This window comes from Microseira wollei NIES-4236, from assembly GCF_020521235.1.
Lineage (GTDB): Bacteria > Cyanobacteriota > Cyanobacteriia > Cyanobacteriales > Aerosakkonemataceae > Microseira > Microseira wollei.
Genome location: NZ_BLAY01000107.1, coordinates 19,868 through 34,835 on the forward strand (window position 1 = coordinate 19,868; position 14,968 = coordinate 34,835).

At 46.8% G+C, this 14,968-nt stretch carries 15 protein-coding genes and 1 pseudogene; 12 read left to right on the forward strand and 4 right to left on the reverse strand.

Translation table 11 applies throughout. The features are described 5' to 3' along the window. Positions 1 to 99: 99 nt before the first annotated feature. Together MiSe_RS30000 and MiSe_RS30005 are read left to right on the forward strand one after the other, a co-directional pair. Positions 100 to 1,248, forward strand: coding sequence for a glycosyltransferase family 4 protein (locus MiSe_RS30000; protein WP_226587266.1), 1,149 nt, complete (start codon positions 100 to 102; stop codon positions 1,246 to 1,248). Positions 1,249 to 1,485: 237 nt separating this feature from the next. Further along, complete coding sequence (locus MiSe_RS30005) at positions 1,486 to 2,628, forward strand: RNA-guided endonuclease TnpB family protein (RefSeq protein WP_226587267.1); 1,143 nt, start codon at positions 1,486 to 1,488, stop codon at positions 2,626 to 2,628. Positions 2,629 to 2,672: 44 nt separating this feature from the next. On the opposite strand, the gene MiSe_RS30010 is transcribed toward MiSe_RS30005, so the two are convergent. Further along, entirely contained in the window at positions 2,673 to 2,882 is a 210-nt protein-coding gene (locus tag MiSe_RS30010) for a hypothetical protein (protein ID WP_226587268.1), read from the reverse strand. A 514-nt stretch (positions 2,883 to 3,396) separates the two neighbouring features. Here MiSe_RS30010 and MiSe_RS30015 point away from each other — a divergent pair. From MiSe_RS30015 to MiSe_RS30025, 3 genes are all read left to right on the forward strand, one after another. Next, on the forward strand, positions 3,397 to 5,079 hold the full coding sequence (locus MiSe_RS30015) for an iron uptake porin (RefSeq protein WP_226587269.1): 1,683 nt from the start codon (positions 3,397 to 3,399) through the stop codon (positions 5,077 to 5,079). 216 nt (positions 5,080 to 5,295) lie between these two features. Further along, on the forward strand, positions 5,296 to 7,227 hold the full coding sequence (locus tag MiSe_RS30020; RefSeq protein ID WP_226587270.1) for a S8 family serine peptidase: 1,932 nt from the start codon (positions 5,296 to 5,298) through the stop codon (positions 7,225 to 7,227). 717 nt (positions 7,228 to 7,944) lie between these two features. Further along, a complete protein-coding gene (locus MiSe_RS30025) occupies positions 7,945 to 8,124 on the forward strand; it encodes a hypothetical protein (protein ID WP_226587271.1) in 180 nt (59 codons plus the stop codon). 46 nt (positions 8,125 to 8,170) lie between these two features. On the opposite strand, the gene MiSe_RS30030 is transcribed toward MiSe_RS30025, so the two are convergent. Then, complete coding sequence (locus tag MiSe_RS30030; protein ID WP_226587272.1) at positions 8,171 to 8,599, reverse strand: hypothetical protein; 429 nt, start codon at positions 8,597 to 8,599, stop codon at positions 8,171 to 8,173. A gap of 66 nt (positions 8,600 to 8,665) precedes the next feature. After that, positions 8,666 to 9,863, reverse strand: a pseudogene (locus MiSe_RS54060) (RNA-guided endonuclease InsQ/TnpB family protein). 255 nt (positions 9,864 to 10,118) lie between these two features. On the opposite strand from MiSe_RS54060, the gene MiSe_RS30040 reads away from it, so the two are divergent. The 4 genes from MiSe_RS30040 to MiSe_RS30055 all read left to right on the forward strand — a co-directional run bounded on the left by MiSe_RS30040 (position 10,119) and on the right by MiSe_RS30055 (position 13,557). Further along, positions 10,119 to 11,825, forward strand: a complete 1,707-nt coding sequence (locus tag MiSe_RS30040) for an ABC-F family ATP-binding cassette domain-containing protein (protein ID WP_226587273.1) — start codon at positions 10,119 to 10,121, stop codon at positions 11,823 to 11,825. Positions 11,826 to 12,042: 217 nt separating this feature from the next. Beyond that, positions 12,043 to 12,528, forward strand: a complete 486-nt coding sequence (locus MiSe_RS30045) for a helix-turn-helix domain-containing protein (RefSeq protein ID WP_226587274.1) — start codon at positions 12,043 to 12,045, stop codon at positions 12,526 to 12,528. A 93-nt stretch (positions 12,529 to 12,621) separates the two neighbouring features. Further along, on the forward strand, positions 12,622 to 13,107 hold the full coding sequence (locus tag MiSe_RS30050; protein WP_226587275.1) for a helix-turn-helix domain-containing protein: 486 nt from the start codon (positions 12,622 to 12,624) through the stop codon (positions 13,105 to 13,107). A 78-nt stretch (positions 13,108 to 13,185) separates the two neighbouring features. Then, positions 13,186 to 13,557: a hypothetical protein gene (locus MiSe_RS30055; RefSeq protein WP_226587276.1), complete on the forward strand. Its 372-nt coding sequence runs from the start codon at positions 13,186 to 13,188 to the stop codon at positions 13,555 to 13,557. 187 nt (positions 13,558 to 13,744) lie between these two features. Here the strand turns inward: MiSe_RS30055 and MiSe_RS30060 are convergent, their stop codons facing one another. Beyond that, positions 13,745 to 13,933, reverse strand: a complete 189-nt coding sequence (locus MiSe_RS30060) for a ribbon-helix-helix domain-containing protein (RefSeq protein ID WP_226587277.1) — start codon at positions 13,931 to 13,933, stop codon at positions 13,745 to 13,747. A gap of 147 nt (positions 13,934 to 14,080) precedes the next feature. On the opposite strand from MiSe_RS30060, the gene MiSe_RS30065 reads away from it, so the two are divergent. The 3 genes from MiSe_RS30065 (at position 14,081) to MiSe_RS30075 (ending at position 14,749) form a co-directional block, all read left to right on the forward strand. Beyond that, positions 14,081 to 14,233, forward strand: coding sequence for a hypothetical protein (locus tag MiSe_RS30065; protein WP_226587278.1), 153 nt, complete (start codon positions 14,081 to 14,083; stop codon positions 14,231 to 14,233). Positions 14,234 to 14,290: 57 nt separating this feature from the next. Beyond that, positions 14,291 to 14,494, forward strand: a complete 204-nt coding sequence (locus MiSe_RS30070) for a hypothetical protein (protein ID WP_226587279.1) — start codon at positions 14,291 to 14,293, stop codon at positions 14,492 to 14,494. Positions 14,495 to 14,572: 78 nt separating this feature from the next. Beyond that, on the forward strand, positions 14,573 to 14,749 hold the full coding sequence (locus MiSe_RS30075) for a hypothetical protein (RefSeq protein ID WP_226587280.1): 177 nt from the start codon (positions 14,573 to 14,575) through the stop codon (positions 14,747 to 14,749). The last annotated feature ends 219 nt before the right edge of the window (positions 14,750 to 14,968 follow it).

A 14,968-nucleotide genomic window follows, 5' to 3' on the forward strand; every position in this document is an offset into this window, starting at 1 on the left:
CGCGACAACTGACAATAAACAATTAGCAATTAGCAATTAGCAATTAGCAATAAGCCATTACCAATTACCCATTACCAATTACCCATCACCAAGACTTGAATGCATATCGCTTGGCTTGGAAAAAAATCACCCTTTTGCGGCAACGTTACCTACAGTCGGGAAATAACCAACGCTCTGCTAGACAGAGGACATAAGGTTAGTTTCCTCCACTTTGCTACTGACGAATCCGAACCGGAAAATTGGCCTGACTGTCAAGAAGTTTCCCTACCCTTCTTGTATAAATCTCAGGTTTATACAATTCCTACGCCAAAATCGGGCAAAGTCTTGATGGACTCTTTGCGAGACTTAAAGCCAGATTTGGTACATGCTTCGTTAACGCTTTCGCCTTTAGATTTCCTCCTCCCAGAAATCTGCCAAGAGTTAAATTTACCTTTAGTAGCAACGTTCCACACTCCCTACGCCCGCAAGGGAGCCAAACTCAAATCGGGAACGCAACTGCTAGCCTATCAGCTCTACGCGCCCTTTTTAGCTAACTACGATCGCGTCATCGTCTTTAGCGAAATACAGCGAGAACTGTTGGCGAAAATGAGCGTACCGCCAGCGCAGGTAGCGGTAATTCCCAACGGAGTAGACGAACAAAAATATTCCCCCGGACCTTCTCAATTCAAGTCAGAATTGCCAGCAGAACGCATTTTTGTCTACCAAGGGCGCATAGCCGTAGAAAAAAATGTAGAAGCTTTGCTCAAAGCTTGGCAAAAGGCAAAAATGGGGCCAGAGTGTAAATTAGTCATCGTCGGCGATGGGCCGACTCGCTCCTCATTAGAGCCATTTTACGACTCGGAATACGGCATCTTCTGGCTGGGATTTGTCGCCGACGAGCAGCGACGGCTCGAAATTCTACGGGGATCTGATGTATTTATTTTGCCTTCTTTAGTTGAAGGACTTTCCTTATCTCTGTTAGAAGCAATGGCTTGCGGTCTGGCTTGCATCGCCACAGATGTGGGAGCAGATGGCGAAGTTTTGCAAGGGCAAGCCGGTATAATTGTCAATCCCCAGCGGGTGGTAACTGAGTTGCAAACGCTGCTACCTTTAATGCGAGAGCATACAGAATTTACAGCCCGCTTGGGACAAAAGGCGCGTCAGCGGATTTTAGAGCGTTACACCCTCAGCCGCAATATCGCTCAGTTGGAAAAACTTTATATCCAGGTATTGCAGCAGCCTCGCCTTCAACTCAGTCGTCGCGTCTGATTTAACGGGTGAAGCTAAGGACCCGATGGCGCTTGGTGTTGCTCCATTCTAGGTCTTCTAGTTCCCGGAGCGCTTTGGCGATCGGCATTTGGGCGTCTGCTACCAAAAACGAAGTTGAGAGCCTCCGCGCTTCAGCCGGAGGATGAAAACGAGGAACAGGGCAATAGCGCCCGCTGTATGAGTTCGGACAAAAACCCTGTTATCCTACACAGCCTTGCAGGATAGTGCTATAGTCGCATGGCAGAACTATCAATCACTTTGAAGCTTCCTTTTTACCGCCTTAATCGAGTCAAGGCTGACGAGTTTGATCGTCTAACCATCCTCAACACTCAAGTTGCCAACGACCTGCTTAAGGTGGGAAAGTCTGAACGCAAAAAGTTAACGAGTGCTGCCTTTAAGCACATTGAGATTGGCTCAATGTGGATTAATCAAACCATCCGAAACACCAATGCTAAGACCAAGGTGAAACACTTCAAACCTATGTGGTTAGAAGTGAACAACCAGGGGTATGAAGTGTTGAAATCGGGTGAAAAGTACACTGTCTCTTTTAGCCTATATCGGGGCAGAAAAGGACGTATCCCTCTTGAAGTTCATGCAGCGTCGCATACTGAAGTCTTGGACAAGTTGATTGCTCGTGTTGCCAAGCTTGGCACACTCAAGCTCTGCAAGTCCAAAAAGGGGATTTGGTATGCACTGATATCTGTATCGATGGAAGTTCCCGATGCACAATCAGTAGAACGTTGGATTGGAGTAGATAGAGGACAAAACAATATTGCTGTTGCCGCACTTCCCGGTGGGTTTGGCAAGTTTTGGAAAGGTGGACGGGTAAAGGGGTTGAGACGACAGTTTCAACGTACCCGCAAGAAACTCCAACAAGCCAAACAACTGAAGGAGGTGAAGCGACTAGAGCAACGTGAAAGACGAATCATGACCCATATCAATCACGTCATCTCTAAAGAACTGGTGCAGCTTGCCAAAGACTTTGGGATGGGACTGCGGTTTGAAGACTTGAGCGGAATTCGAAAAACATCGAAACAACGCAAGAAAACGAAGTCTGATGCCGCGCTTGATCGTGATAGTTGGGCGTTCTATCAGCTGGAAGTCTTGACTCGATACAAAGCCATTCGTGCGGGTGTTCCCGTGCAATCTGTTCCGGCTCCCTATACCAGCAAGTCAGACCATCGAAACGGTGTTCTAGGGAAGCGGAATGGGGACTGGTTTAAAGGCTTTGATGGGTATCGATGCAATGCTGATTGGAATGCCAGCCAGAATATCGGTCAATGGGTCGGTTTTTCATGCCCCTTGGATCTTCAGAAGGCTGTAGCTGCAATGGCTATGGCTGATGCAAGGGGTGGGGTCGATGACAGTCCCCTTTCCTAGTGAAGCGTCTATGCGGACGGCTTCAGCCTCCGCATAGACAACCGCTAGAATCCCCCGTCATTCATGCGGGGGAGTGTCAAAAAGACTTGCCAGCAAGCTTCGCCAATTTTTTTATCCCCAAAAACCCCGATAACTTCCCGTTCCCAGGGGAAATTTTGCCAACGATCCCCTACTTCTGGCACAAAACCATCCTCGTCAGCATATCTCTGAAGTTTAGCGCTGACGGCTCCCAGGATTGAAATATGAAAGGCCATCGATACCACTCCTCACGAGCAAGGCCAAGTCCCAATCCAAGCACTCAACCCCAGATGTCTGCTCATGCTGAAGCGATTTAGGGTGAACCAAAAACCCGGTTTCTGCGTCAATCTCGCGACTCTACAGCCAGGATTTTGCGTAGAAACCGGGTTTCTAGGAAAAATCGTCGATTTGTAACCAGAGATCCCAGCAACAAACCCGGTTTCTGGGTTCCTGCGTATCACCTTTGTTTTTTTGCCTAAGTCCTGGTTGTGCTTTTCCTTTTATTTACGTCAAAAGTGTTTTGAATTCTGTATCGTCGTTACCTATTTGACCCTTTTGTCAGGGTTCGACGATATGGCAAAATTATCTGCGAGCGCAAATATTTCAGACTGGTGGAAATTAATCGAGCTACAATTCCTAATGTGCTTCGCCATACATCATCCCACAGTTGATGGGTAGCGAACTCAACAACTAAGAGGTGTTACCGGGTTCCGTATCCGTAAAACTTCAAATTGGTGTGAGGTAAAAAAAATGACCAGATATACTCAGAGCGCTTGGTTGGTCAGTCCAGCCCTCTTGGGTGCAGCGCTTTTGGTTAGTACGGGGGCAGTGGCAGCAGAAGAACTGTCGCAAAATATACCCCAAACATGGGAAACCCAACTAGCCCAAGTCTCAGACCTACCTTTATCCGCTCCAGCCAACGGCAGTTTTGAGCAAAGCGACTCAATGGGGCAAGTAACTTCCGTCTCTCAGCTGACCGACGTAGACCCGACCCACTGGGCGTTTCAAGCACTGCAATCGCTAGTAGAGCGTTATGGGTGTATAGAAGGATACCCAGACCGCACTTACAGAGGCAACCGGGCGCTGACACGCTACGAATTCGCCGCCGGGTTAAATGCTTGCTTAGACCGCATTCAAGAACTAATCGCCGCAGCGGTAGCCGACTTACCCAGTAAAGAAGATATCGCCGCCATCCGGCGGTTACAAGAAGAATTTGCCGCCGAACTCGCAACCCTGCGGGGACGCGTAGACTCGCTAGAAGCGCGCACAGCCAAACTGGAAGCCCAGCAGTTTTCCACCACCACCAAACTGACGGGAGAAGCAATTTTCGCCCTGACAGACTCGTTTGGGGAAGATAACGACAACAATACAGTCTTTCAAAATCGAGTCCGGCTGAACTTAAATACCAGTTTTTCCGGTAGAGATTTGCTGATAACCCGCCTCCAAGCTGGAAACGGCAATCCTTTAGACTTTACCAACACAAACAACGGCTTCGAGTTTATTAACACCACTCGCGAGGGTTTCCAAGCGCATCAAGTGTTTGGCAATAACGGCAACGATATTGTTTTAGACACCCTGTTGTATTCAGTTCCGGTGGGGAATGTCTTCACTCTGACTTTGCTAGCAAATCGCGGTAGGTTTGAAGATTTTACCCCGACTTTGAACCCATTTTTAGAAGACTTTGATGGGGGTAGCGGCTCGATTTCTGCCTTCGCCCAACGCAACCCAATTTATCGCATCGGCGGCGGACAAGGGATCGGGTTGAGTTTTAAACCAGCGCGGAGTTTAGAAATCACAGCGGGTTACCTAGCGCCTGAAGGATCGAGTCCGATAGATGGAAGGGGTTTGTTTAACGGATCTTATGCAGCGTTAGGACAAATTACTTGGACTCCTATCAGTCGTTTTGGCATCGCCGCTACCTACAATCGCGCTTACTTTGGTAGAAGAGAATTTGGGTTTGATAACGGCGCACTCAACGGCGTTGGCAATGGTTTTACAGGTACAAGTTTAGCCAACCTAATTGGTGCTGGAAGTCCAGTTACTAGCGACTCGATAGGCATTCAAATGGCGGCGCGCCTTCATCGCCACGTTCAACTGAATGCTTGGGCGGGTTACACCAATGTACACCTGATCGATGACGATATCGATGGCCAAATTTGGAATGGTGCTGTTGCTTTAGCATTTCCCGATGCGGGTAAGCGAGGAAATGTGGCTGCACTTGTTGTGGGAGTAGAACCTTATCTGACCAATCTTGATGAACTCAATGATTTATTTAAGGATGATATTCCTTTTCACGTTGAAGGCTTCTACAAGATTCAAGTGACAAATAACATCTCGATTACTCCTGGTGTAATCTGGCTGACAGCGCCTAATCAAGATGCCGATAATGATGACATCATCATCGGTACAATCCGAACCACATTTAGGTTCTAACGCAAGTTGCAAGTTGCTAATTGCTAATTGCTCGCTTGCTAATTGGCATCTGGCTAATTTAGCATTTTTCCTGACATAGCTATTAGCCGCAGGTTTTAGAATAGATAGATTTTGGCTGCAATAATTTTGGATTGCAACCGAAGTTTTGTTGACTCGAAAAAATCTAAAATCTGAAATTCATCGCTCAAAATTAACGAAAAAGGAAACTATTGAGTCATGACGGATAACCCATTTTTAGGAGAGCCGAAATTTTCTAAGTTCTCGAAAATTTTTGGTTTACCCCAGCCACCCACTGCTGGGGAAACGCCTTATCTGGCGTTGAATCTGGGGAAACTTGGCAGGAATCGCACCGTCGGCGGTTTTGTGGGGGATGCAGAACCGTTTGATTTTTACCGCTTCAGCGTCGATGGGTTAAGCAAAGTCGTCTTGAATCTGAATAAACTGAGTGGGGATGCGGATCTGTTCCTGTATGAGGACGTTAACGACGATGGCGATATTGAAGCAGATGAACTGATCGGTATCTCTGACAATGGGGGAACCGAACCAGAACAACTCGACATTGTTTTGAATTCGGGTAATTATTTCGTTTCGGTAGAGCAGTTTGAGGGCGATACAACCTACGATTTGAACATATCGAGAACTGCTATCAATAACGTACCGCAAGACTTTGCAGGTAATACTCTAAGCAATGCTCGCAACATTGGCATTCTGAGCAATACTCAAACCTTCAGTGACTTTGTGGGCGATGTTGACATCGATGATTTCTACCGTTTCAATCTCGCTACACAAAGCGACTTCAACCTTAACCTCACTTTCTCCGGCTTGACTCCGAATGCTGATGCGGACGTGTTTTTCGGGGAAGACAGCAACGGCGATGGTGAGGTGCAATTCGATGAAGTTATTGCCTCATCTGAAAACCCAGATACTACTCCAGAAGAGATTAGCCTCAATGCTTTAGTTCCAGGTGAGTATTTTGTCTTGGTTGAGCAATATGAGGGAGATACAAATTACACATTACAATTGTCAGCGACGCCGGACACGACCCCAGCCAGACCAATACCAGCCTCTACAACGCCCAACTATAACTCCTTGTTTGGTTATGGTCTGATTAATGCAGCTGGCGCAGTAGCTGCTGCGACTGGGCGAGCAACTCCATTTGCGGATATTCCGGATCTTTCCGGGGCAGTTCCCAATAATAACGTCGTGGATTTAAATCGAATCAACGCGCCTGAAGTCTGGAATCAAGGGTTTACAGGTCAGGGCGTTATCGTTGCTGTATTGGATACAGGTGTTGACTTGAAGCATCCGGATTTGCAGGCGAATATTTGGGTCAATACTGATGAAATTCCGGGAAACGGTGTCGATGATGACCAGAATGGATACGTTGACGATGCGAACGGATACGACTTTTCGGATAATGATGCAGACCCGTCGCCGGTTTTGAGCGAGGAGCAAGCTCCTCATGGCACTCACGTCGCGGGAACGATTGCTGCGTTAAGAAATGGAGTAACTACGGATATTAACGGCAATCAATACGATATGACTGGGGTTGCCTACAATGCCCAGATTATGCCAATCAGGGTGCTGGGCGGTCAAAATGGTGCTGGTCGGTTCGAGGATCCGGTTGCTGCTGGTATTGATTATGCGGTTGCTAACGGGGCAAAGGTGATTAATATGAGCCTTGGCTTCGGAGGGTCTGACGCCGACCAACCGTCAGACGAGCCACTGGTAAGAGCAGCCCTTGAGCGAGCCAGAGCGGCAGGAGTTCATGTTGTCGCCATCTCCGCCGGAAATAACAGAGATGATTTCGCCGAAGGTGAGGTGACTCAACCAGCTTTACCAGCTCGCTTGGCAGCTGATAATTTGGCGCTCGCCGTCGGAGCCTTAGACAGCCGCAATTTGCAGTTTGCCGCGTTCTCTAACCCCGCTGGGGTGACGCCGATCAATTTCGTTTCTGCACCTGGGGTAGACATCCTCTCGACCACTCCTGGTAACACCTATGACGGTACTTACGATGGTACTTCTATGGCAGCGCCCCACATTGCCGGTGTATTGGCTCTAATGGTGCAAGCCAATCCGAATCTGACTCCGGGTCAAATTGAACAATTCTTGATTCAAACAGCGAATCTATCCGGGATTACTGTTTAGGTTGTTTTCCAGTTGCTAGTTAAATTTTCAGGACTTACGCAAACACCAAAGTTTCTCTGAAAAATCGTCGGTTTGGCAACGAAAGATCCCAGCAAGAAACCGGGTTTCTCTGAAAAATCTTGACGCAAACACCAAAGTTTCTCTGAAAAATCGTCGGGAAAGGCAACTCACATCTTGCACCTAGCCGATAACCCGCCAGGGATTCAAATCCCTGGCTGATAGCTAAAGTCCTCTCAAGAGGACTAAAAGCCTACAGGGCAAGAATTTCAGTTTATTTTAATCGACTTAAGCTAAAAGCCTTTGAAATTTATTTCCGGGCGGGTTTTGTCGCTGATTGAGAATGGTGCAAGATGTCAGGCAACGAAATATCCCAGCAAACACCAAAGTTTCTCTGAAAAATCGTCGGGAAAGGCAACTCACATCTTGCACCTAGCCGATAACCCGCCAGGGATTCAAATCCCTGGCTGATAGCTAAAGTCCTCTCAAGAGGACTAAAAGCCTACAGGGCAAGAATTTCAGTTTATTTTAATCGACTTAAGCTAAAAGCCTTTGAAATTTATTTCCGGGCGGGTTTTGTCGCTGATTGAGAATGGTGCAAGATGTCAGGCAACGAAAGATATGCCTCCCTTCCGCACTCGCGTTCGCAGCAAGAAACCGGGTTTCTGTGAAAAATCGTAGGTTTGACAACGAGAGAGCGCAGCAAGAAACCCGGTTTCTGTGAAAAAGGTTTCTCTGAAAAATCGTCGGTTTGGCAACGAAATATCCCAGCAAGAAACCGGGTTTCTACGAGCCTCGCGCGTCAGTGCTAATTCTGTTACTATTGACAGGGGAAGCGATCGCCCATATCATCAGCGATCGCTTCCCCTGTCAATCTTTTTGCTGTTAAAAAATTGTTGATTTCCCAATATGAGGCGCCCGGGTACAGCGTGCCTTTCGCTTTCGCTTATTCCCCTGGTACAACCTCATCTAATATTTGCTGGAATTCTGCCAGAGAATTAATTGCGATCGCTCTAGTAAAAAGACTTCGCAGCACAGCCGAATCGTTTATCCCGTTGATGACATCGACAATAGAACTTGGCACTTCTCCAAACCGCGTCTGTAGGAATTGAATTATATAGTTTCGACTCGCTTGGACAATGCCTTGTTCAATACCTTGTTCAATACCTTGTTCAATACCTTGTTCAATACCTTGTTCAATACCTTGTTCAATTCCTTGCTGAATCCCTTGTTGAATCCCTTCCTCAATTGCTAGCCGTTCAATACTGGTTACGTAACGCATTCTATCTGCCTCCTCGTAACTTCTCACTACTTGTTTAAAACCACGCGCCAATTCTTCTGGTAATACCATTACCCAATCGATAAACCGAAACAATTGCAGAACATCGTCCCGGCTATAGCCTCGTTCTTGACACTCCGCGATCTAAAGATACGCGGATTCTTAACTCATAGGGAGCGCAACCGCTTTACCCTCATTAAGCATCTTGACCGTTTGCCCAACGGCTGCAAGTCCTCTAGCAAGAACTACTTGAGCGGCTGCAACGTCTCTATCTGTTATGTAGCCGCAATTTTTACATGCATGAACGCGGTCTGACAAATCTTTTTTGCCTGTTTCTGTTCCACAGTGAGGACAAATCTGGCTTGTCTTTCTGCTATCTACTTTCTGGAAGTAAACACCGCGTTTGGGGCAACACTGTTCTAATATTTGGAAGAATTGACCCCAGCTAGCATCTAAACAATGTTTTCCCAACATGCCTCTAGATAAGCCGACTAAATTCAGGTTCTCTACAAATATTGTTGAGGCTTGGTCGCAAAGTTGATGTGCTACTTTCCAATGAAAGTCTTTTCTAGTGTTAGCAATGTGTTCGTGCAGTGAGGCTACTTTCATAGTCGCTTTGCGCCAATTATGTGAGCCTTTCACTTTGCGACTAACTCTTTGTTGCAGCAATCTCAGCTGGCGTTGGAGGTCTACAAAGAATCTAGGGCGACTGATACAAAGGCCATTAGAAGTAGCGATAAAACTTATTAATCCTACGTCTACACCCAATGCCGAAGCATTTGGTGTAACTTTTGGCACAGATACATCCCACTGTAAAGTAATCATGACATACCAGCCCGATGCTCTTTTAACAACGCGAGGCAAGTTTAACAACAGCATCTTCTGGAATGTTGCGGGAGGAGCGAAATTTTACCCAGCCAATTACGGGCAATTTAACTGCTCCATTCCTGAGTGGGTTTTTCCCTGGCTGAGAGAAGACAAAGGAGCGTAATTGACCGACTTTCTTAAAGCGAGGAAAACCAAAATTGTTTTCCCACATTGAGGTAAAAGCATTTTCCAGTCTCTTTAACGTTTGCTGTAAAACTTGCGCTGCTACCCGTTTTAAATCTGGGTGCTGCTTTTTTGCTATTGTCAAAGACCTGCATTGACTAACAAAAGTGGGGCGGGGTGTATCTGCCTCAATAATGTACTCAGAATGTAACGAACAATAGTTTACTTGACAAGAACGGGACTTATACCAGTGCTTGCGTTCAGCCAAAGCATAATTGTAAACTTTTCGGTTAATCTCTAACCAGTCTTCAAAAACACTTATCTGTTGCTTACTTGGTTTTAGTCGAAATTCATAAGTTAAGCAAAACACTTGTTGTTACCCCCTATTGCTCCTACTATACCGGACAAACAAACGATAGGTATAATAAGTTATGTAACAACTAAGGTGACTGCACGGTAGATAAAGAAAGCCCATCGTAGCGGGAGGGCGTTGCCTCCCTATATTCAACCTGGATTAAATTTTGTTAAGATTGACTCTGGCTTGGTGCGATTGCCTGCCCAAGTCAATTATTTATCCCACCTGCACACCTGCCCACCTGCACACCTGCTTCCCCGGAGATTCTGAATGCTGCGACTGGAACATATCTGTAAAATCTACCCCACTGGCGAAGTCCTCAAGGATGTTAACTGGGAAGTTAAAATTGGCGATCGCATCGGTTTAGTCGGCGTCAACGGTGCGGGTAAATCTACCCAACTCAAAATTATCGCCGGAGAAATCGAACCCACCACCGGAGAAGTCATCCGCCCCGCCAGTTTGCACATCGCCTACCTGAATCAAGAATTTGACGTAGACCCCTGTCGCACCGTAAAAGAAGAATTATGGCGGGCTTTCGCCGCAGCGAATCAAGTCCACGAAGCTTTATCCCAAGTACATCGGGACATGGAAACCGCCACGCCAGAACAGTTAGACAAACTTATCCACAAAATGGATAAGTTGCAGCGCCAGTTTGAAGCCCTCGACGGCTACGGGTTAGAAGCCCAGATTGACAAGATTTTACCAGAAATGGGGTTTGAGACGGCAGACGGCGATCGCTTGGTCAGCGCCTTCAGCGGCGGCTGGCAAATGCGGATGGGTTTGGCTAAAATATTGCTGCAAAAACCCGATTTATTGCTATTAGACGAACCGACGAACCACTTAGATTTAGAAACGATTGAGTGGTTAGAAAATTACCTCAAAGGCTTAACCAACCCGATGGTAATCGTTTCCCACGACCGGGAGTTTCTCGACCGTCTTTGCACCCAAATTGTCGAAACAGAACGGGGCGTTTCTACAAGTTATTTGGGGAATTATTCGGCTTATTTAGAACAAAAAGAAGAAGCAAGAACGGCACAATTAAGCGCGTACGAACGCCAACAGAAAGAACTGGAGAAACAACAAGCATTTGTTGATAGATTCCGCGCCAGTGCAACGCGCAGCACTCAAGCAAAAAGCCGCGAAAAATTATTAGAAAAAGTCGAAAGAATTGAAGCGCCGATTTCAGAGTTAAGAACGCTGCACTTCCGATTCCCGCCCGCACCCCGCAGCGGTAGAGAAGTTGTCATCATCAAAGATTTGGTGCATACTTACGACGACAAGATTCTATTTTTAGGGGCGGAACTGTTAATTGAACGGGGCGATCGCATAGCCTTCCTCGGCCCCAACGGTTGCGGTAAATCTACCCTGCTGCGCCTGATTATGGGCATGGAACAACCCTCGGAAGGCCAGGTAAAATTAGGCGATCATAACGTCATTCCCGGCTATTTTGAACAGAATCAAGCCGAAGCTTTAGACCTGTCCAAAACTGTCATGGAAACCATCCACGATGAAGTGCCAGATTGGAATAATGAAGAAGTCCGCACCCTGTTAGGAAAGTTTCTATTTAGCGGCGATACTGTATTCAAAAAAGTTGAAGCACTCAGTGGAGGTGAAAAAGCCCGTTTAGCTTTAGCTAAAATGCTCCTGCGTCCAGCAAATTTATTAATTTTGGACGAACCGACAAACCACTTGGATATTCCCGCTAAAGAAATGCTGGAAGAAGCGCTAAAAAACTACGATGGAACGGCGATTTTAGTGTCGCACGACCGCTATTTTATTTCCCAAGTGGCGAACAAAATTGTGGAAATAAGAGATGGGGAGTTTCGGGTTTATTTGGGAGATTATCACTACTATTTGGATAAAATAGCAGAAGAGAAAGAACAGGCAAGATTGGCGGCAGAAGCTGCCGAAAAAGCCGCCAAAAAAGCAGCTAAAGATGCTGCTAAAAAAGCCAAAGAAGCTGCAAAGCGGAAATAGTTTTAGTCATTATATCTCTTAGCTCGGACGGGCAGGATGCCCATCCCACAAGAATCATTTTTTCTTGTGGGGTAGGCGTCCCGCCTGCCCCAGAATTTGATCGGCAAGAGACTTTGTAAGAGCTATCAGGCAATTGTCAGGTGAGTGCATCAGGGGTAAGAGTGTCAAATTTTGCTACCGTTAAATCTGTCAACAACATAGAAAAAACACAAACGGCATGAGGGAGGGCAGCAAATACCAGCCACTCCTCGAATTTTTGCGTGGCAGCAATCAAAGCGAAGTCATCCTCACCTTTGCTGAAATCGAGGCGCTGATGAATGACACCTTGCCTAACTCAGCGAAAAGCAATAAGGCTTGGTGGAGCAATCGTACTAAAGGCGCACTCCATGCTGAAGCATGGATGGAAGCATGCTATCGCGTTGAGGATGTCGATTTTAATCAAAAGTGCGTAACCTTTCGCCAACCTCCTACTAGCTACCAAGTTCAGCGCGTCGATGGCACCGTACTTTGGAACAGCACGCTGATCAAAGCACTGCGTCTCCATATGGCACTAACACAGGCAGAGTTTGCCAAAACGCTTGGTGTGCGTCAGGCAACGGTTAGCCAGTGGGAAAACGGTGCCTATGAGCCAACCCTGGCTACATCGAAGTATCTCACTCTAATTGCAGAGCGGGCTGGATTTAAAGTCATCAACGGATACTAGAGCTTCATTCGCACCTCCGAGATAACCATTGGTTGTGTCAAATTTTGTTACGGTTAAATCTGTCAACTCTAGAGAATAAGAAAGAAAAGCGACATGAAGGAGGGCAGCAAATATCAGGCACTCCTGGAATTTTTGCGTGGCAGCAATCAAGGGGAAGTCACCCTAAGCTTTGCCAAAATCGAGGCGCTGATAAACGATCGCTTACCCAAATCAGCCAAAGAACAACGGGCATGGTGGAGCAATCGTACCAAAGGCGCACTACAAGCTGAAGCTTGGATGGAAGCGAGTTATCAGGTTGAAGATGTCGATCTGATCGAGCAAAGGGTTACATTTCGTAAATTTACGACCAACCATCACATACAGCGTCTAGATGGTAATTTGGTGTGGAACAGCTACTCGATCAAATTGTTGCGTCTCCATATGGGATTGACACAGATAGAGTTTGCCAAACAGCTAGGTGTGCGTCACCAAACAGTCAGCGAGTGGGAACGAGGACTGTATGAACCAACTCGCTCAACGTCCAAACATTTGGATCTAGTAGCTGAGAAAGCTGGTTTCGCACCAGAAGAAGAAAGCTGAAGGTTTCCCTTCGTTCTTGACAATTTGCCGGTAACGTTATATCGTCAGATTGGCATTTGATTCTGGCAATAGTCAAGCATGAGCATTCACGGTACAGCCATGCGGCTTCGCCGCCGCATTGACCCCAAAACCTTTGTTATCACGCTCAGACAGATCGCCAAATTCCTCAAAATCAGCCAAGAGCGGATTCTCAACTGGGAAAAATGGCATAACGTTTTATGGGTACATATCAAAGGAATTGGCGGTTATTTCGTAAGTTACCGCCAGTTAGAGCAATGGATCGCTGCTTGTCGCACTCTGATTCGCTGTTGCTCAAGCTTAAGCACGCTTAACGAGGTTTTGCTGTCGATTTTGCCAGAAGAGCAGCGATATGCTGACGATGCGATCGCTCGCCTCAAAACCATGTACCAGCAACGATATGCGGAGTTATCGCTGCGGCAGCAAATGTAATGCGATCGCCTGATATCATGTCCAGTCGATTACCCATAATCATCAGCCGCGGCACGGCATTATTAACGTTATCTGTTTGTCCGAGATATCTGTGATGCCGTGCCCCTACGCAATAACGGGGTGAGGTTTTTTATTATCGGCAATTCAACGGACATGATTATGATTCTTTCGCCTGATACTAAAGCGGCTAAATTTTTCCTTCCTGTTCGGCTTTTCTAATGGCTTGTTTCAGAATTAGCAGTGCCATCTGAGACAAAGAGCGCTCTTCAGCATCTGCCAATCTTTGCAGCGCTTCCTTGTCTTTGTCATCCATGTATATGGTCACGGTTACTTTAGCCATGTTGTCGATCGTACACTGTTCTGTGTGTTTCCCCATGAATCAAACAGAAACAAATAAAAACACACAAATTCTGTGTTAAGCTATTTGCCATCAATCACTAGACTGAAAAGTCAAAAGCCAGCGCTCAACTTTCCGAGGGCTGACGCTGGCTTATGGCTCCAAAAATCAAAGGAGACTATAACAATGGTAGAACCGATGGCTGGTTTTTTAAGCGATCGCCCCCAAGGCTATCACCAAGCATTGAGCGATTTTGGCGTTTTGCAGCTACTATCGCGGATTGAGAATTATAGCGATCGCGATTTCGATGCCGAGCGGATGTGTCTAAAAGCACCATAAATTCAAAGCATTGCCACGTTGCTAATTGAGCAGTTGTGTGTAAAGGTCGCAGGCTCGGTGCTTGCCAGTTATCTGAACATAGTCAGAAATCGGGAAAAATTGCAACGACCTTGGGCGATTGTGCAAATCTTGCCTCAGACCAAGGCGCACCTGATCGCAGGTTTCGCGAACCGCCAAGACGCCGACGACCATGCAAGATCCTTGCGGCGATATGTGCCAAATGGAGTATTTGAAATTGTTTTCGAGACGTTAGAAAGCTGAATACACCTGTTGCAAAAATCCCGTTTGCAGTAGGGACACGGCATGAGATACGCTGTTAAACCATGGGAGATCTCTATATTGCCGTGTCCCTACAACGATGGGGCGGCTTGTGTTGGTTCAGTTTGCGGTAGGGACACGGCATTACATACGCTGTTAAACCATGGGAGATCTCTATATTGCCGTGTCCCTACAACGATGGGGCGGCTTGTGTTGGTTCAGTTTGCGGTAGGGACACGGCATTACATAGGTTGTTAAACCATGGGAGATCTCTATATTGCCGTGTCCCTACAACGATGGGGCGGCTTGTGTTGGTTCAGTTTGCCCTAGGGACACGGCATGAGATACGCTGTTAAACCATGGGAGATCTCTATATTGCCGTGTCCCTACAACGATGGGGCGGCTTGTGTTGGTTCAGTTTGCCCTAGGGACACGGCATGAGATACGCTGTTAAACCATGGGAGATCTCTATATTGC